Annotated in this window: 17 protein-coding genes; 14 read left to right on the forward strand and 3 right to left on the reverse strand. The window is 59.2% G+C overall.

Annotated features, from left to right (window positions below; genetic code table 11):
* Positions 1–113: 113 nt before the first annotated feature.
* Positions 114–2,408 carry a type IA DNA topoisomerase gene (locus K3767_RS10970; protein ID WP_221173635.1) on the reverse strand — a complete coding sequence of 765 codons (2,295 nt, stop codon included), beginning with the start codon at positions 2,406–2,408 and terminating at the stop codon, positions 114–116.
* Between the two features lie 508 nt (positions 2,409–2,916).
* Between K3767_RS10970 and K3767_RS10975 the strand changes: the two genes are divergently transcribed.
* Both K3767_RS10975 and K3767_RS10980 read left to right on the forward strand, forming a co-directional pair.
* Positions 2,917–4,278 carry a PD-(D/E)XK nuclease family protein gene (locus K3767_RS10975; protein WP_221173636.1) on the forward strand — a complete coding sequence of 454 codons (1,362 nt, stop codon included), beginning with the start codon at positions 2,917–2,919 and terminating at the stop codon, positions 4,276–4,278.
* Between the two features lie 259 nt (positions 4,279–4,537).
* Positions 4,538–4,729, forward strand: a complete 192-nt coding sequence (locus tag K3767_RS10980) for a hypothetical protein (RefSeq protein WP_221173637.1) — start codon at positions 4,538–4,540, stop codon at positions 4,727–4,729.
* A 58-nt stretch (positions 4,730–4,787) separates the two neighbouring features.
* Here the strand turns inward: K3767_RS10980 and K3767_RS10985 are convergent, their stop codons facing one another.
* Entirely contained in the window at positions 4,788–5,402 is a 615-nt protein-coding gene (locus tag K3767_RS10985) for a hypothetical protein (protein WP_221173638.1), read from the reverse strand.
* 135 nt (positions 5,403–5,537) lie between these two features.
* Between K3767_RS10985 and K3767_RS10990 the strand changes: the two genes are divergently transcribed.
* On the forward strand, positions 5,538–5,777 hold the full coding sequence (locus K3767_RS10990) for a hypothetical protein (RefSeq protein ID WP_221173639.1): 240 nt from the start codon (positions 5,538–5,540) through the stop codon (positions 5,775–5,777).
* Positions 5,778–6,096: 319 nt separating this feature from the next.
* Entirely contained in the window at positions 6,097–6,864 is a 768-nt protein-coding gene (locus tag K3767_RS10995) for a DsbC family protein (protein ID WP_221173640.1), read from the forward strand.
* 32 nt (positions 6,865–6,896) lie between these two features.
* Here K3767_RS10995 and K3767_RS11000 read toward each other — a convergent pair whose 3' ends face one another.
* Complete coding sequence (locus K3767_RS11000) at positions 6,897–7,739, reverse strand: hypothetical protein (RefSeq protein WP_221173641.1); 843 nt, start codon at positions 7,737–7,739, stop codon at positions 6,897–6,899.
* A gap of 220 nt (positions 7,740–7,959) precedes the next feature.
* Here K3767_RS11000 and K3767_RS11005 point away from each other — a divergent pair, with 220 nt between their 5' ends.
* The 10 genes from K3767_RS11005 (at position 7,960) to K3767_RS11050 (ending at position 17,574) form a co-directional block, all read left to right on the forward strand.
* Positions 7,960–9,216, forward strand: a complete 1,257-nt coding sequence (locus K3767_RS11005) for an ATPase, T2SS/T4P/T4SS family (RefSeq protein WP_221173642.1) — start codon at positions 7,960–7,962, stop codon at positions 9,214–9,216.
* A 48-nt stretch (positions 9,217–9,264) separates the two neighbouring features.
* Positions 9,265–9,576, forward strand: a complete 312-nt coding sequence (locus K3767_RS11010; protein ID WP_221173643.1) for a hypothetical protein — start codon at positions 9,265–9,267, stop codon at positions 9,574–9,576.
* Positions 9,573–10,217 (forward strand): hypothetical protein, encoded by a 645-nt coding sequence (locus tag K3767_RS11015; RefSeq protein WP_221173644.1) that lies wholly within the window; start codon positions 9,573–9,575, stop codon positions 10,215–10,217. Before K3767_RS11010 ends, K3767_RS11015 begins: the two co-directional genes overlap by 4 nt.
* On the forward strand, positions 10,214–11,197 hold the full coding sequence (locus tag K3767_RS11020; protein WP_221173645.1) for a hypothetical protein: 984 nt from the start codon (positions 10,214–10,216) through the stop codon (positions 11,195–11,197). Before K3767_RS11015 ends, K3767_RS11020 begins: the two co-directional genes overlap by 4 nt.
* Before the next feature lie 98 nt (positions 11,198–11,295).
* Positions 11,296–11,808 carry a type II secretion system protein gene (locus K3767_RS11025; RefSeq protein ID WP_221173646.1) on the forward strand — a complete coding sequence of 171 codons (513 nt, stop codon included), beginning with the start codon at positions 11,296–11,298 and terminating at the stop codon, positions 11,806–11,808.
* A 21-nt stretch (positions 11,809–11,829) separates the two neighbouring features.
* A complete protein-coding gene (locus tag K3767_RS11030) occupies positions 11,830–12,345 on the forward strand; it encodes a hypothetical protein (protein ID WP_221173647.1) in 516 nt (171 codons plus the stop codon).
* 3 nt (positions 12,346–12,348) lie between these two features.
* Positions 12,349–14,211 (forward strand): GspE/PulE family protein, encoded by a 1,863-nt coding sequence (locus K3767_RS11035; RefSeq protein WP_221173648.1) that lies wholly within the window; start codon positions 12,349–12,351, stop codon positions 14,209–14,211.
* Between the two features lie 70 nt (positions 14,212–14,281).
* Positions 14,282–14,635, forward strand: coding sequence for a hypothetical protein (locus K3767_RS11040; protein ID WP_221173649.1), 354 nt, complete (start codon positions 14,282–14,284; stop codon positions 14,633–14,635).
* On the forward strand, positions 14,622–16,550 hold the full coding sequence (locus K3767_RS11045; protein WP_221173650.1) for a type II secretion system protein GspD: 1,929 nt from the start codon (positions 14,622–14,624) through the stop codon (positions 16,548–16,550). The genes K3767_RS11040 and K3767_RS11045 overlap by 14 nt, the downstream gene beginning before the upstream one ends.
* 16 nt (positions 16,551–16,566) lie before the next feature.
* Positions 16,567–17,574, forward strand: a complete 1,008-nt coding sequence (locus K3767_RS11050) for a hypothetical protein (RefSeq protein ID WP_221173651.1) — start codon at positions 16,567–16,569, stop codon at positions 17,572–17,574.

A 17,574-nucleotide genomic window follows, 5' to 3' on the forward strand; every position in this document is an offset into this window, starting at 1 on the left:
TTTTTTTTTTTTTTTTTTTTTTTTTTTTTTTTTTTTTTTTTTTTGTCCAGACTCCCCCTTTACCGCTTTCTAGCGGCCAAAAGCGTTAAAGAGGTTTACCACGCCACTTCCTTTTAGCCTTCGTATGGCGTGATAAACTTTTTGTAACGCTTAGGGGCCTTGAAGGATTTTTCCTTTTTCACCTCCCTTTTTCGGCTGAATTCCACGGAGACCCTTCCGGTTTTCTTATCCAGTATGAGGATTCCCTGATAACTCCTGCCCGCCTTGGAGCGAAGAGTCTTGGGGCCGAGGCGTCCTTTGGCGATGAGTTCCTCCATTTCCCGATCGCTGAGATCGCGGCCGTAAACCCGCCGAAAAAGCCGAAATCCGCACTCTCTGGAACAAAAAGCGCCTTTCGCACCGACCACAAGACGCGCCCCGCAGGCGGGACAGGACACCGAAAGGGAGAGGGCGCTTTCAAAGAGCTCCTTGAAGGTCGAATCGGCTTTCTTTATGCGCTCCACCTGTTGAGCCACGCTTTTTTTGATCTGCCGCATGAAGGATTCGTAGTCGCCCTGTCCCTGAGCGATGCGGGAAAGCATGGTCTCCCAGACCGCGGTGAGGGCGATGTCTCCCACGGAGAGAGCGAGCTTCTGGCAGAGAGCGGCTACCTGAAGGCCCCGATCCGTTACATGGACACGCTCACGCGCAACCCGTATGTAGTTTCGCCGTTTGAGCGTCTCGACGATTTCCGGCCGAGTGGCCGGCGTGCCGATCCCATCCGCCTCGCGGAGAACTTTCCGCAAGCGAGCATCCTTCACATAGCGCCACACATTCCGCATGAGACTTTTAGCAATGGACCCCTCGGTGAACCGGGGTGGGGGTTGCGTCCTTCCGCGGGAGACTTTGATCTCGCGGCGAAGGACCCGCTCCCCCTCCTTAAGAGGGGGCAGGGCGAGCTCGGCGGGTTTCCTCATGTAAGGCCGGTACCAGCGTCGCCAGCCCTCCTTCACCTCGGCACGGCCGCTCGCGGCGAACCGGTACCCACCGGCCTCGAGCACTAGGGTGAGCTTTTCGTCTTCGCCCGCTTCGTCGAAAGCGGCGAAGGTTCGAGCCACAATGAGGTCATAGAGCTTCTCCTCATCAGGGGTGAGCCTTTTCCCCTCCTTTGAGTCGTTTGGGATGATGGCGTGATGATCGGTGAGCTTTGAGTCGTCAAAGACATGCTTTCCGGCTCGGCGCACGGCGCCGTCCGGGTCGGGATGTCCGAGCTTGCGGAGCACTCCGAGGATGAGCCCCCGATTGGCATCCCCGAGGTGCTCGGAGTCCGAGCGGGGATAGGAAATGAGCTGGTGGCGTTCGTAAAGGCTTTGCGCCACATCGAGGGTTTTTTTCAGGGACCAGCCCCACAGCCGGTTGGCCTCGGATTGAAGCTCCGTAAGACTGAAGAGTCGCGGAGGAGGAACGCGCACTTTCGTTCGGCGCGCTTCGATCACGGTGAAGGTCAACGGCAATGATCGGACCACCTCCTTTGCGTCGCGCTCCCGCTTGAACCGGTAAGGCGCGAGGGAAAACCGCTTTCCCTTGGTCGGAGCCCGCTCTGCGGTTTCTTTTTCGGCTTCCGCTTCAGCTTCCTCCTCGGGGCTGAGTTCCCGATCGGACACCTCAGGATACTTCAGAACTGTCTCGCCTCCGACGAGGGGGAGGGTGAACTTGTGTCCTCTGGTTTCGAAGGAAGCATGCACGGTCCAAAAATCCTCGGGCTTGAAGTTGCGTATGGCGAGCTCGCGTTCGGCGAGCACGGCGAGCACCGCCGTCTGCACCCTTCCGAGGGAGAAAAGCTCGCCCCGGACGCCGAACACTTCTCGAACCTTGGCGGTCACCGCCCGGGTGAGGTTGATCCCGACGATCCAGTCGGCGTGTTGACGAGCGAGCGCCGATCGGTAGAGGTCGTCGTAAGCCGAAGCCGGTTTGAGCGAGGCCAGTCCGTCGCGCACCACCTCGGGGGTGAGGGACTCGGACACCCAGAAGCGGTAGGTGCGGTCCCAATTGCGCCAGCCGGCGTGGTGGAGAATGAGCCGGGCGATGAGCTCTCCCTCGCGTCCGGCGTCGGTGGCGATCACCACGCGGTCGGCTTCGCGAAGCAGTTTTCGTATGGCTTCGAGCCGCTCTTTGGCTTCGCGCCGCTTTTTTTCGTTTCCACCGCGGGGCGCGTAACGGAACTTTGCCGGGAAAATGGGAAGATCCGCAAGCGACCATTCCCCCTGTGGAGCGACGGCGTCGTCGATTTCGAGCAGATGCCCCACGGCCCAGGTAATGGTGTAGCGGCCGTCGGGGGTTCGGTAGCAATCCCTGTCGAACTTGGCCCGGAGGGCTTTGGCAAATTGCTCGGCCACTAGGGGTTTTTCGGTGAGGATGAGTGTGCTCATCACGAAGCTCCCGACCTAGTGGTGTGCCTTTTCAACATAGCGCCCGGCGGAGATACCGTATTGCAATTGATGCCAACGATCTTATGCGGCCGGACGACGAAACGGATGCGGTGCTTTCCTCCGCATCGCTTCCCCGCAGGGCTATCTTTTGTTTCTGATGGAATTTTTGAAGATGCGCTTCCGAGACCTCAGGGCTTTCCCTCCCCCTCTTTCCGTTCTCGGTGAACTCGCCTGCACCTTTTCCCTTCTTTTCGCCGGCCTGTTTGCATTGCTCAATCGATAAGCTTTAAGAGAAAACTTATCGATAAGAGTTTTTTGAAAACTTATCGATAAAAAATCGAGTCCAGAGAGTTTAGAGGGCTTCGGTGGTGTTTTGGGTGCTCCTTGCGGTCTTCACGGTTTGACGGGGCCTGCGCTGGCGGAGGGATCTGGACGCCTTAATGCGTGCTTTCGTGGTGAAGCGGCGTTAAAATTATGAGTTGTAAGAACACCAATTCGCTGAGCTGACATGGCCTACATCGAGCGCACCTACTCTGTTGAAGCGCTTGAAGGGGTGCGGGGAGAGCGCCCCCGAGATCGGATGAAGTTTTACCTTTCTCCCTCGGTGGCGGGTTACTGCGCGAGGAAGCTTTACCTTCTTCTGACGGGGCAAGCGGAGGACGAAGCGGATCTGCGCTTGCGCCACATTTTCAGGGATGGGGAAATTCACGAGGAGGCCTACGCCGCTCTTCTGCGAGCCGCAGGGGTGGAAGTGCTTGGCGAACAGGTGCCTGCGGATGTGGCCGAGCTACCGGAAGTGTCGCCTTCGGAGTTCGTGGAATCGGGGCGGTGTCTCATCTGCGGGGAAGCGGTCTTCGAAAACGCCCTCCACGGGCACATGGACTTCTTGGTGGTCAATCCAGAGACCGCTCGCCCTGAAGTGATTGATCACAAGGCGGTGTCCACGGCGCACTTTGAGAAGGTATTGCGCAACGCCCGGGACCGCGCGAGGGACGAACTTTTTCGCAATGTAAAGCCCTACCTAGTCCAGCTCGGACTTTACATGGTCACTCTTTCCGGTGCGGGGAGCCTGGTTTTGCCCGATTCGGGACGGGTGGTGTTCGACGACCTTGACGAAGTGGGGGGAGCCCTCATCTACAAGAACAAAAACAACGGGGCGCAAATGGAGGTGCGGTTTCGTTATGTGCGATCCGAAGACCGCCTCGAGCTGAACGAGGTTGCGGTTCGGGGCGCGGATTCGGGAGATCCGGAGCGCGTGGAACGGATCTTCTTGGGTTATGCGATTCCGGGGTTCCACAGGAAAGTGAGTACCCGGCTGGCACGGGTGCGAGAGGCGGCCGAAGGGCGCCTCGACGCGCGGGAGCTCCCGGCGGATTCTTGGCAATGTGCGTATTGCCGCGTGCGGGAGGCTTGCGAGCGGGTGTTCCTCGGGGCGGTATACCGCTCCGCAAGGGAACATTCCGAGATCGAACCTGACGAAGAATTGCGCCGCCTCATGGCCGAGGACCACCGCCTCGCAATGGAGATCCTGCGCCTCGAAAACTTGCGGGAGGCGGTGCGCGAGCGCTTACGAAGGGCCTGCGAGCGCCTTCCCGAGGGAGGCGTTTATGTGGCGAAGGTGCCGGAAGGGCGGCTGATTCTCACCGTGGGGAGACGCACATCGCGTTCGGTGGACCTCTCTCGGTTGCCTCCGGAGGAGCTTGAGCAGGTGCTCGAGCTCAACCGCGAGTACGGGTTCATCCGCGAGACGGTTAGTTACTACCCGGTGGTGCGATTGGTGCGTGAGAATCGTGGGGACTCTCCCCGCAAGAGCAAGCGGAACACCGCCAGCTTGCGCTTGGTACGGGGTGCGACCAACCCCGGTTCCTGAGCCTAGCTGAACTGAACTTAGAATTGCCCCTTCCTTAAGGTCTTTTCCCTGAGACCTTCCTCAAAACCTCTGAGCGACCGCCTGGGCTGATGTTCAGTTGGAGAAAAACCTGGGAGGAGGAGAAGCGAACATGATAAGCCGGTGTGCATACTGTGGATCGCAACATTCCTCTAAAGCTTGGGGCCTTTTTTGTCCTCATTGTTTCAGGAAGCGCTTCCAGGAGTGCTTCGGCGATGATCATCCCGTGGTGGGATCGGAAATGGACTTCGCCGCCGGCGCGAAGGCCCTGAAAAGCGGGCATTCCGTGGCGGTAAGTCCGCAGATGGCGAGCCGCTTTCATGAGTACCTGAAGCGCCTCGGAGTGCGGGTTTCCGTGCGGGACGAAAAGTGGTATGCGCTCTTTTCGTCGAAGGCGTCCGAAACGGACGCGCCGATGCTGACAGCCGCCTGATTAGAAATTGATTGGAAATGGCGTGGCGTCCGACTGGCGTCGTGCAGTTCCGACCGTTTTAGAAAGCTCGGGAAAAGTTGAGCGTGTTTTGCTGAATGAGCCCTTCGGTTGTAGTGTGCGGTCCGCGGTTTGCGCCCGCTTCTGTTGCGGCACCTTTTCCCGTGGCAGTTTCATTCTGGCGCGACTCTTCTTCCTTTAGCGGCTTTTCCTGCCAGCGGGGATCGTAGATGAGCTTGATCTCGTCTGGAACGACGAGGTAGATCGGCGTGAGTGCGGGTGTGGTGCGCCGTCTCGCGGCACGGTAGCGCTGAATGAGGTATTCGCGCATTCTCATTGCGGCGGCTCGCGCCAGTTGTTCGAGGAACCTCCGTTCGAACCCTCCCGGTACGAAGCAAAACCTCGCCCGAGGGAACCAGGGAGCAATTGCCATGTCGAACACCACCACGGGAAGGCGAAAGACGCCATTGTCGCTTTTGGAGGATCGAAGAATGTGATGTAGAAGTTTTTCGGCCCTTTCAAAGGCCGCAAGGGGACGATCCCTGACTTCGCGATGGAAGTGCCGGATGTATTCCGCTCGTGCGAACTTGACCACGGATTTGCCGGCGGCGGTTTCGAGCTCGGAGAGGGAAGGGGCGTTCCTGAAAGGAAAACGCACCACAGCCGCGCCGTACACCGCAAAGCGGACTGCGGTGTGGGGCGTCGTGGGCGCCGTAGACGCACCGGATGTATGTTGAGATCGGTTCGCTCCATCCATGGCCCGCTACGGTTCCGGTGTGACGACGGGAGCTTGTCCGGAGAGGCGTCTGATGTGGCGTTCGTGATGCGCCTCATTCATGTAGCATTCCTCATAGAGACTTGTGGCTCGGCGAACGGCTCTAGCGGCCTCCTCATCGCGGCAAAAAGCCGCCATGACGGGGCGGGAGAAGACCTCGAAGTCCCGGTGTCCGATAAAGTAGACCGCATCGAGCGCCATGACGGCTACGACTTTTTCGTCTTCGAAGGCGTCGCGGTAATGCTCTTCGAGAACGGCGAGCACGCGCTCCACTAGGTCCCCGTAGTGGAAAGGAAACCGGTCGCTTTTCACCGTCAGACGCCTGGTGGCGTAACGCACACCGTGTTTTCCGCTGGCGTCGCGCACGACGATGGCCGGTCGGAATCGGATGCCTTCGCTGACTCGGGGCCGCGCTCGAGTGTGTTTTTGTGCTTTCACGGCGCTTCCTCCCTTGGGAGCGATTCGATGGATGAAGTTAACTCGAGAGAAGGCTTGCGGTGCAAGATTTTGAAAAGGCTTGAGGTTCGTTTGTTCATTTTCGTCTCCCGCGGTTAACTTTTCTCCGCAAAATTATGCGAAGAAAGGAGGAAATGCCGTGAGAAGTGTTATGACTGTTATTGCCTTCCTGATCGGTTTGGCGGTTGCGATCTCTGGTGGCTTAGCCTGTCCGAGTGTTCGAGACCTGAATGAGCTCTTCTTCGACAGGAGAAGCGGGGTTACGGCCGTTGAGGTGCGTTCGCTGGGGCGACACCTGTGCGAGGTTGCCGTCCGAACTCCCGGCGGAAAGGGGGTGCTTTACACCGATGCTTCCGGGCGGTACCTCCTGATCGGACAGGTGCTGGACCGCAGGGGACGCAATCTCACCGCGGAACGGATGGCGGAGCTCAATGCGAAGCCGGTCCCCGCAACGCTGGTGCGCGAACTGCGCAGGGTGGCCGTGGCTTCCTTCGGTTCCGGGAAGCAGGAGGTGTTTTTCATCGCTGATCCCGACTGCCCCTTCTGCCATCAGGCGTCGGCGGCCTTGGCGCGGCTTTTTCGGGAGACGCCGGAGGTAGCCCGTGACATCACCGTGCGGGTGGTGCTTTTCCCGCTCCCGATTCACAGGGGAGCCAGGGAAAAGGCCGAGCGTCTCGCCTGCATGAAGCGGTGGCCCTCCCTCGACCTTGAGAAAACATTGGGAAGCGATGTTTTCCGTTCCACCGAAATCTGCGCGACCGGACGCATACTGGTGGGAAAGTCCCTCGCTCTGGTGAAAAAGCTCGGCGTTGCGGGAGTGCCCTCTTTTGTTTATCAGCGGAACGGACGCTGGCTCCTCAGCACCGGCGCCCTTCCCCCTGACTACCTCCTCGGCTCCAATCGATAAAAAATGAGAAAAATCTTATCGATAAGGTTTTCCTAAAAGTTTATCGATAGGAATGAGAAGACGAGGGGCGGGATGGAGGTGTTGACGATGTTGAGGTGGAGGAGGTCGGCGATCCACTCCGAGCCCGACCAGCGGAGAAGGAGAGGCACCTCGCTGAAGAGCTCGAGGTTTTCCTGAACAAGGGTGAGCAGGATTTCGGTGCGGCGCCGGGGCAGGATCGGACGCGGACTTATGCAATCGAAGACGAGGGCGAGGGTGAAGGCGTGCGTAGCGGGGTAAAGGTACCCGTGCGCGAAAAGTTCGAGCGCTTCCAGGGGTGGTCGTTCGAGAGCGACCCTGAAGAGGCGGTGTATCTCCTCGCGCAGGTCGTCGCCCCAGGAAGACTTCGGTAAAGCCGCGGCGCAGGCGACGAGGGCGATCGGGTCGATTTCCTCCGGGTGTGCCGGCAGGAGCGCGGGCAGGTTTTGTGCACCGCTTTCCTCGGCAAGAGCGCGCCAGGGTGTTCCTCGATCTCGCTCTTCATCGGGGGTTTCTTCTTTCTCCTCGGGGAGGAAAATCCCGATGGTCTTTTCGTCAAGGGGGACTCCAGTAAGAAGGTGAGCCACCGCAGTAGTGAAAAGGTCGGGATAAGGTACGGTCAATTCAATCCGAAGGATGTCGTTCACGGCGAGCAACACGCGCCCTTTTCCCCAGAAGCGGTACCCGCCCTGGGGGGCGCGGAAGGCTTCCACATCCACGCCGTTGACGGCGGAAGCCGTCGGTTGCAGACGCCGCTCAAGGAGTTCCGCGACGAGAGTGAAGCCGTCCTGCACCGTTTGCGTGGCGATCGTCCGCCCCAAGATGTCGGTAAGGATGTATCGAGAAAAGTGTTTCACCATTGCCCTCCCTGAAAGCGAAGTTTCCTCTCATCCGGCGGTTCGTTTTTCTCCCGTAAGGGAGCGCTGTATGCGTCTGCCGTTTTCGACGCCGGGGGGGGGGAAGCAAAAGACGCTTCGATCTTGTGGCGTCTCTTGGAAAAGCGGAGCTCCGGCGAGTTAACTTCTCTCCCTCGAGCGGACTCTTCCTGCTTGCAAAAATGCCGGAAGGGGGTGCGCGATGAACATAGGGTTCGCCCATCGCGATCCGCAAAAATCCCTCGACGAACTCAGGGAAAGGCTCGGGGAGGAGAACCGCTGGTTCGCGGAACTCATCATCGAAATCGGGCGAGCCATGCGGTTCCCGCACAAGATTACCGACATCGTAATCCGGGAGGGAAAGCCGATAAAGCTGGCCATTGTAAAAGCGTACTTTCCGTACGCCTTCACCTATCCGAGGGAGGAGGGGCGGGTCTTCGTGCCTACCGGGGAGCACATCATAAGCCTGACCTCTCGGATATGCGGAATTTCTCCCCAAGAGGTGGAGCATTCGAACAACCTGGACTTTGCGCTCGCGGTTTACGGACTCGGAGTGTACCGTTTCAACTACTCGAGGGACATCATGGGACGCACGCTCACCATCCGCCACCTCGACTTCGACATTCCTTCTCTTGAGGCGGTGGGATACCCCCCGCACTATGTGAAGACGATCGCCAAGCTGGTGGAGCGCAAAACCTTGGTCTACGGGGGGCGTTCCCTGGATCTGGGGGTGACCCGGGGAGGAGGGCTTATTCTCCATGTGGGCCCTACGGGTTCGGGTAAGTCCACCTCCATTGCGGCGGAGATCAAGTACTTGGCCGACAACATTTCGGGCACCATCATCACTTACGAAAAGCCGGTTGAGTATCGTTTTCTCCACACCAAGGCCGAAGTGCTTCAGTTCGACATCATGGAACACATGAAGCCCAATCCTGCCAAAGGCGAGGAGGATGAGTTTGATGCGATCAAGAATCACCTGCTTCGGAACAACCCTTCGGCGATCCTCCTCGGCGAGGTGCGAACGGACAAAGAGATTACGGGCATGGTGGACATCGCCAGCCGCGGACATGTGGTGTTCGCCTCCATGCATGCTCGCAATGTTTACGAGGCGATGAGCCTGCTCCTTTCGAAGTGCCGGGGTTATACTCACCTTCTGGCTTCGGCGCTCACGGTGATTGTAGCCCACGGGCTGGTGCTCGGCCGGGAGGGAAGGATCATCCCGGTGTTCGAGATCTTCATCCCCGATCGCTCTTTGCGCAAGCGCATACAGGACGACGACAATCCGCTCGAAGCCGTAGATCGGGCTTTCTATGTGGAGGGGACCCTCGCCAGACACACCGGATCGTTCACCTTTGAACAGTACATTCAGAACGCGCTTGAAAGCGGACGAATCAGCGCGGATGAGGCGGTGCAGGTGCGCAAGGCCATGGAGCCGGCTATGCGTATGGCGAAAGTGTGAGCGGCGCCGATTGTTTTCGTTAAGCGACCGTCTTTTCAGGAGGAGGCCATGGCGGGATTCGTCCCGGATGTGGATTCCATCAGAGTGGACGGCAAGCGGATCAAAGTGGAGATACCGCTTGCGCAGGTTGCGAACTGGATGCTGACGATCTACCGGCTGAGCGGAGTAACGGAGGACTTGGCGCTTGCGCTCGAGTTCGCCTACAGCGCTCCGAAGGGGCGCGACGAAGAACATGCCGTCCACATGGTGCAGGAGCTTCTTCGGCAGGAAGCGAGCGGCAACATTGAGCCGCCGCTTTCCTTCGGTGAGCTCTACCGCCGCGTGGTGACCGCCGCAACGAAAGGGGGGGATGCGCCGTGAGGGAGAAGGGTGCTTGGCTTTTCGTGACGGTTTTGCTCTTGGGGTGGTTCTTTGCCGCCGCGTCGGCGAGTGCAGGCGGGGGAAACACTATTCCTCGGGAAAGCCGTCCGAAGGAGGTTGCTCAGGGCGGGTGCGCCGAAGTTTACCGCAGGGGCTATCTGGACGGTTACCGGCGGGCGCTCAGGGATCTTCGGGCGGAGCTTGAGCGGTTTCGGCGTGATTACGAAGCGTATCAGGCGGGCAAGTACTTTCTCCGCAAGGGATGGATCACCTATCCGCGAGTGTACCGCGAGGTGAGGAACGGAATAATCTACCTGAGGGTGGAAGGGTGTCGCTTCGAACCGCCCATCCCCTTCGAGGCCCTCTTTCAAGGGGTAAGAATTCCCCTCTTGGAGGCCGGTCCCGCCGAAAAGAGTGCTGGATGCGGTGATAAGAGAGAAGCGAAGTCCTTCGACCGAGCCATAGAGGAAGCGGTGCGGGCTCTGAAAGCGACCTCGCTTGCGGCGAAGGACCGCGAGCTCGCCGAGCGGGACCTTCTTTTCATCCGCGAAGCGGTGCGCAACGCCGTCGCGCTCGGCGTGCCTTATGTGAGCTTTCGGACGGTCGAGCCCGAGAAAATGAAGGCGGAGAGAGGGCGATGATCGGGAGTAAAGGCAAGGGGTTGCTCACCCGGATGAGGAAGCGGTTCTACGCCGGGGATGTGGAGCGGACGATTTACCGGGCCGAGGAGACGGCCATGCGGGCGGGGGTGGGAGCCAACCGCATTCTGGAGCAGTACATCCGCTTTCTGCGCGCATCGCAACCGGGACTGGCCGACGCCCTTCGGGAAGTGCACGAAAGTCTCAACCGTTGCGGTCTCGGCAACAAAGCGGCGGCTTACCGCGGGTTTCTGCCGCAGGAGGTGACTTCGCTTCTGCGGCTTGCGGAAACCAAGGGGCTCGATACCACGAAGTTTCTCGGGGAGTTTGCGCTGGTGCGCACTCTCGTGGAGAAACAGAAACGCACCGTGCGGGCGGGTCTCACCGTGCCGGTGCTGATGGCCTGCCTGATAGCGGGCATATTGGGGGCCATTGCGGGGCGCTTCAAAGCGCACGCCGCAACCCTGCACCTTGGCTCCGTAAGCGTGTTTATCGCTTCACACTTCCACCTCATCGCCTATTTGCTGATCGGAGGGATGGCCTTCGTTTTCTTCAGGTTCCCGCACCGGGTGCCGCTTCTCAAGCGCATTTATCGGGTGCTCGATTCGGTGCTGGTGGTGGGGGTGATAAACATCATGTACCGAGCGGGGTTTTCCTTCACCGAGATCGCTCCGCTTGTGGCCAACCAGTTCAACCTAGGGGCGGTCCCCTCAAAGGCGCAGGCACTGATCGATGCGCTGGTGAGGCGAGGGATCCTGACGCCTCTCGAGGGAGCGGACCTGCTCGTGGCCCTTGAGTACACCAAGCCCGAGGAATTGCTCAACATTTTGCGGGATCGCAAGCTGGAGGAGGCCGCCCGGATAAGCGAACAGACCGGCGAGGTGGTGAAGAATGTCGCCATTCTCTTCTCGGTCATTCCCATCGGGCTCTTTCTCATCGTGATGTTTTCCGTGATGATGGGTGCCATGTCGCTCATCCAGTAGGGTCACCTTTTAACAACTTGGCGAACAAGCCCAAAAAACGATGACTTCCGCCTGAGTTAACTTGAGCTTTGAAAAAATCGTAAAAGGAGGTGTCGGACATGCGGAGGTCGACGGAGAAGAAAAGTGTCGCTTTTGCTGAGGACGGCATTAAGAAGTGTCGCAACAAAAGGGAGGAGGGGTTTACCCTTACCGAGCTGGCCTTTGTCATCGTAATTGCGGCTATTCTGATTCTGGGCGCGGTGGTGGGGTACAACAAGATTTACAAACCCTCGCAGGCTACCACGGAGTTCCGGCGGGTAAGCCAGGTGATTGCGGCGGTCGAGCGAGTCAAGGCCGACAACGGGGGCGCGTACCTTGCGGCGAGCGACCGAATTCAGAACATCCCGCGGATTGTGCGCCAGCTCTCCGGCAATGTGAACGATGTGGGCGGGTGGACCTACGATTGCCCCGCCGGCACACCGTCCACTCTTACCATCACCACCACGCCCTATGCGGACACCGTCGTGCGCGACCTGATCATCGACAAGATCAACAACAACCTTACCCCGTGGACGGCCACGGCGAGCGGCAACGCTATCCAGATTCAGCTCGCCAATGTCTCCTGCCGTTAGGAGCGTGAGGAGGGGCGGGGGGTGTTGCTCGCCGCATTCGTGGTCTGTGCGGCGGCAGTAGCCAGCTTGTTTTTGGCCGTTCTCACGCCCCTCCCCCTCCATTACGAGTTGAAAGCCGGTTTCTACGACCCCATCCGTTCGGCGATCAGCAAGCCTTACTCGCCGTCTCCGTCTGAAAACCTCTCCTGGGTGCGGGAAATGGAGGTTCTTCAGGCGGAGAATGTGGAAGCGGCCCTGCTCAGGACCTGCCAGGTGCTCTATGTGCTTGAAGCGAGGCGAGGGTGCGCCGATCCCCCGACGGCCGCCGATGTGTGGGGGTTTGCGGGAACGCCTGGGACGGTGACCGCACTTGCGTCAATCTATTCCAGTGTCGCATCGTCCGCCTTCGGATGCGGAGCGGTGGCTTTTGCGTACGGACGCTACCGGTTCCGATTGGCTTTACCTCAGGTATACGCCACGGGTTTCTCCGCGGACCTGAGGGGAGTACCCGGCACTTCGGACGAACCCTGTCTCTACGGTGAGGTGGCGAGGAGGTGAACGGTGGAAACAACCCGGTTCGGAGAATTTCTGGTGCAAAACGGAGTGCTTTCGGCGGAGGAGCTCAGGGAATGTCTTGAGGAGCAGAAGCGCAGAGAAGCGCAGGGGGAGCGCATTTTCCTCGGGAAGGTTCTCGTCGAGCGAGGGGTTCTCACCGAACACGAGCTGAAGCACCATTTGCGGCAATTCACCAAGCGGGAGATCTCCCGCTTGGGAGGTGAAAACAACTTTATCATTCACCGGATCAGGGCCCGCATCGGGGAGGAGCGTTTTCGCGAGGTGCTCAACATTCGAAACCGTCTCGGAACGGACATCCACCTGCTCGCGGTGCTCGACACAACCGGGATAATGCCCTACAGCGAGCAAAAAACCTTCATTTACAACATTTTTGCTCCGGTGGTGGAAGACCTCTACTTGGGCGACGAAACGAGCCTCCTCTACGACGAAAAAACCCGGGTTTACCTGCTTTCCCTCGGGGAACAGACCGTACCGGTCGAGCCGGTGTGGTGCCCCCGGGTGAATGCGGGGCGCCCGCAGGTGCTTCTTTCCTTCGGCGAGTACCTGCGCATCATCCAGCGCACGGAGAAGGACAGGGAAACGGAGAAACACCGCGCACTCACCTTTCAGGATTTGGTGATGGATGCCCTTTCCAAGGAGGCCTCGGACATTCACATCGTCAGCAAGGACGACTTCTACCATGTGTTCTTCCGGATAGACGGAGTGCTCAAAAGGCAACCGAAGTACCTCCTGCGTCTGGAGGAAGGGGAAGAGTTCATCACCCGGGTGAAGGAGGAGGCTTCGCTCCACACCAAGGGGCGCTTTCGCGTGGAGGAAAAGGCCGTGGCGCAGGACGCCCGGATTGACTATCCTGAGCTGGGAGTATCCCTGCGCCTAGTTTTCATACCGGACGGAACGCTCTCGAAGACCTCGCTTACGGCGCGCCTCCTAGTGAGACGCCGCATGAAAGTCAAGTCCCTTGAGGAACTGGGTTACCTGCCTGAGGACGCCGAGGTGCTTCGCCGGGTGGTCAAGCGCCGAGGGGGGCTTCTCCTCATTTCGGGCATTACCGGATCGGGCAAGTCGACGCTTGCGGCGAGCCTCCTCACGCACATTGATTCCACTCGCAAGGTGGTGACCGTGGAGGATCCGGTGGAGTATGTGGTGAACCTGCCCCATGTGGAGCAACACCAAATCTATGTGCCGGACGAGGCGGAGAAGAAGATGGGCTTCCTTGAGTACATCAAGGCTTTCAAGCGAGCGGACCCGGATGTGATTTTTGTTGGCGAGATTCGCCGGGATCCCGACTTGGTTACTTCGGTCGTCGAAGCCGCTCAGGCGGGCCAGCTCGTCATCTCCACCGTGCACATCAAGAGCGCTTTCGATGTTTACCGGGCGCTGGCTCAGCTCTTTGAGCTCGACTTTTACACCCTTGCGACCACCATCCTCTTTTCCCTGAACCAGAGCCTCGTGCCGGCACTCTGTCCCGATTGCCGCATAGAGGACCGGGAGGGAGCCAACCTTGCGGCCCTGCGAGAGGCGCTCGACATAGCTCCCATCGGACATAAGGACCCCTTCCGCGAAATCCTTGGGGAAGCGGAATCCGGCAAGATTACCACCTACCGCAGGGGAGAAGGATGTCAGCGGTGCGAGGGACAGGGCTACCTCGGTCGGACCCCGATTTACGAGTACTTCTTTCCCACAAGCGAGTTCGTGGACTGGCTTCTGCGGGAGGCGCCGAGCATGTACGACATCGAGCGCAAGGTTTGTCGGCTCAACATCGGCAAAAACCGCCTTCAGGTGTTCCTCGTCAAATTGCGTTCCGGACTCATCGAGGCGAGCGATGAGACTCTCAAGGCTCTGCTCTGACGCCACCTGCAGGCGAGTTTGGCTTTCGCGCGCATTGATGTTTTTCGCAACGGCGTGTGCGACGGCGTGGATGATGCTGACTTCCGTTTTCGTTCCAGCGGTTGCGGCGAGCGAAGCGCGGGTGGTGTACGGAAAAAAGGTGGTGCGGTTTCGGCACCCGGTGCTGGCGGTGCAGGGGAGTTGCCCCGGGGGAACGCTTGTGCCGCACATGTATGAGGTGTCGGTGCGGTGCGAGCGTCCGGTGACCTTTGCGGTGATTCTCTCCGCGCCGCGAGGGCCGGAAAGTGTCATCGTGCGCTGGTCGCCGCGGAACCCACATACCGGTTCCGAAGAGGTGCGGCAAAAGGGGTTCTCTTATGTGGGGAAGGTCGGGCGCATCCGTCTCTATTATGATGCAAGGAGGCGCATTTATGTGGAAAGGTAGATTCGCATTGCCTGCGGTATTCGGAGTGTTCCTGGTATTTTTGTTTTTCGGGTGCCAGAGCGTCCCGATCGAGCGCGAGGCGAGCACGGAAGCACTCTGGGGAGCCTCGCCGGCCTACCGGGTGCTGAGCCGGACGGTCGAGGTGGACCTAGTGAAGTCCACGCCGGTAAGCGTGCTTGTTCGTACTCTGTGTGAAAATTACGGTTTCACCTGTGACTTCACGCATGAACCCGCCGAACGCTACCGCGTACGCATCAAAGGATTCAAGGGACCGCTTGCGGAGCTTCTGCGCCTCATCCAGGACAACACCGGTCTGGTTTACCGGGTTGACTCAGCGGGGGTGCTGAGGCTTGTAAACTGGCGCTCGGTGGAGCTTGCCGCCGAAGCGCCCGAAGTGACCCGCGAACCTGAAAAGGTGTGTCGCAAGCCCATCGTGGTGCGTTTTTCGGATACGCCTCTTGCGGAAGTGTTCGACTATTTTGCCAGAGAATTCGGATACTCCTTCACTTTCGACTTCCGCTATTCACCGGGTTTCGCTTCGTACGGCAAGACCAAGACCACTCTCACCCCCTTGGGAAAGCAAAGGGCCGAGTTTGTGACTAAACCCGCGATTTTCCCCGGGGGCAAAACGCAAACCGGCGTTTCCGACGCCACAATGGCGGTGAAAAGCGCTGGTGAGGAGGAGATTGCGCCTTGGAAGGAGAGGGTGACTTACTTCTATCAGGGATGCTCGCCGGAAGAGGCTCTGGAGGGAGTGCTTCGCACGGTGGACCTCAAGGCGGTGTCTCAAGGCGACAAGCGCTTCGTGGTGAGGGACTATGACGAGCTGGTGCTGGATCGGTCGGTTTTCTTCAACTACTCCTTCTCTCTGGGAGGGACCGGTACCGTTTCCAGCGAGGAGGAGTCAACGACCTCTTCCGGTGCGGGGACCGGTGTTTCGGACGCCACTTCAGCCGCTCCGTCGTCCGCTTCGGGAAGCGAAGCTACTGCGACGAGCGGCATTGCCGGGACAGGAGCGGGCGAAGAAACCATGGAGGTGAGTTTTGATGAGAATGTGATCTCTGACCTGAAGAGTCGGATCAAAGCGCTCCTTTCATCCCGGGGGAAGGTGATTTACTCGCCGCGGGGTTACATCGTGGTGGTCGACCGTCCCTCAATCATACGGAGCGTGCGCGAGGTGCTTCTCAAGGAACGGAGCAAGGATCGGCGCATACGGCTCCGGGTGCGCATTGTGCGCATTGACCTCAGTCGCGAATTTCAAGCCGGCGTGGATTGGAACCTTCTCATCAGGTCTTTCGGGGACATCCAGAACTTGCGGGTGTTCACTTCTTATGCGGATGCGGTTCACGGCGGGACCGGGGTGCAGTTCGCTTACAAGGGAGCGAAGCAGGTGCTCCGCTTTCTCGAGAAGTACGGGAAGGTGCGCATCGTGCGGGAGTTTGTCGCCGTCGGGCGCACCGGGTTTCCCGTGATGTTCAAGGCGGTGGATCGCATTCCCTACGCCACTTCGGTGGTGACCACCACGGAGACGCAGACCCAGACCTTTCCGCAGGTGAACACCGAGGAGGTGGGGATGAAGCTGGTGCTTCTTCCCAATGTGGAGGGCGCCCGGGTGGACCTCTCCGTGGCGGTGTCGGTTTCCGAGTATCTAGGGGACAAGACTTTCAACCTGGGGGACGCCGGCACGGTGGTGGTGCCGCTGGTCACCAAGTCGGATGTTTACCTTCCGGCCCGGGTCGCCCTCGGGGAGACCCTCTTCATAACCGGGTTCAAGATCCACAAGACCGAGCTGGAAGACCAGGGAGCTCCGCTTCTTTCGCGCTTGCCGGTGGCGGGGGCTCTTTTCGGTTACGGCGACAGGAAGCACGAAAACAGCGAGCTTCTCATTATGATCACACCTGAGGAGATTTCTTAGAGGAGGAAGGGGCGATATGAGCGAGGAGGTCCTGAAGGAAGCGTTTGGCGGAGGCGATGGCGCTTCGGGTTCGGGAACGGAGGAATCCGTTTCCGAGTCCGCGGGCGGGGAGGAAAGGCCCTTCGTGGGCGCCGAGTTCCTTTCCGGGCTCGGCGGAGGCGGAGAAAAGGCCAGTAGCACCCGGGAAGCGAAGCCCGATGCGGAGACAAAGAAGACCCTCAACCGGTACTTCAACCGCGGGAAGGGAGTTCTATTGCTGGCGCTGTTTATTACGCTCGCCTTCGCGATGGCCGGCGGTGTGGGGTACTGGTGGTTTGCGGTGAAGCGGAATGTTCCCAAGGCGCCTTCTAGGTTAACGGCGGAAAGACAACCCCTCCAGTCTTCGCAGATCGCATCTGGAGCTACTGAGATCGAAAGGCTCGGGGCCGCCAAGGCAACGAACAACTCGAAAAACGAGCGGAGGAATGGTAGGGCGGACATCCGCAGAGTTCCGAAAAGGACGGGGATTTCCTCGTCGAATGCGACGGGTAACGGGAAGACCGGGGAACCGGGGAGAGTTGCCTTTGCTGGTTCGAGGCCGGTTTTGCCCGTCGCTGTTTTCGGAATGATTGAAAAAGACTTCAAACTTCCAGAGGGTTCGCTCGGCAACGCCCGTGATGTTCGTCTTACGCGACCGCTTGATCGGCTTTTTCTCTCCTGGGCGGCGGAGAAGCGCTTGCGCGAGGAGATAAAGCGCCGCCAGCGCGAAGAGCAAGCGCGCAAGAGATCTTGCGAAGAGGAAATCCGGCGTCGCCTTGCGCAGGTGATTATCCAGAATCCGAAGCCCTTGAAGCGGGAGCGACCTAAGCCGAAGGTGAAGTTGCGTCCAATTGCGGTTTTCGGAGTGGCCTGCGTGGGCAACAATTGCAAGGCTTTCACGGACCGAGGCGTTCTCAAAGTGGGTGACCAGCTTGCGGAGGGTGAAGAGGTGATACATATCGAGCCGAACCGGGTGGTCACCACTTATCGGGTGATCGAGTTCTGA

The sequence above is a fragment of the Thermosulfurimonas sp. F29 genome, assembly GCF_019688735.1.
GTDB lineage: Bacteria > Desulfobacterota > Thermodesulfobacteria > Thermodesulfobacteriales > Thermodesulfobacteriaceae > Thermosulfurimonas_A.

Coding starts and splice junctions, on each gene's coding strand:
- K3767_RS10970 (WP_221173635.1), bottom strand. CDS start 2,408: ATGAGCACACTCATCCTCACCGAAAAACCCCTAGTGGCCGAGCAATTT.
- K3767_RS10975 (WP_221173636.1), top strand. CDS start 2,917: ATGGCCTACATCGAGCGCACCTACTCTGTTGAAGCGCTTGAAGGGGTG.
- K3767_RS10980 (WP_221173637.1), top strand. CDS start 4,538: ATGGACTTCGCCGCCGGCGCGAAGGCCCTGAAAAGCGGGCATTCCGTG.
- K3767_RS11005 (WP_221173642.1), top strand. CDS start 7,960: ATGAACATAGGGTTCGCCCATCGCGATCCGCAAAAATCCCTCGACGAA.
- K3767_RS11010 (WP_221173643.1), top strand. CDS start 9,265: ATGGCGGGATTCGTCCCGGATGTGGATTCCATCAGAGTGGACGGCAAG.
- K3767_RS11020 (WP_221173645.1), top strand. CDS start 10,214: ATGATCGGGAGTAAAGGCAAGGGGTTGCTCACCCGGATGAGGAAGCGG.
- K3767_RS11025 (WP_221173646.1), top strand. CDS start 11,296: ATGCGGAGGTCGACGGAGAAGAAAAGTGTCGCTTTTGCTGAGGACGGC.
- K3767_RS11040 (WP_221173649.1), top strand. CDS start 14,282: ATGATGCTGACTTCCGTTTTCGTTCCAGCGGTTGCGGCGAGCGAAGCG.
- K3767_RS11045 (WP_221173650.1), top strand. CDS start 14,622: ATGTGGAAAGGTAGATTCGCATTGCCTGCGGTATTCGGAGTGTTCCTG.
- K3767_RS11050 (WP_221173651.1), top strand. CDS start 16,567: ATGAGCGAGGAGGTCCTGAAGGAAGCGTTTGGCGGAGGCGATGGCGCT.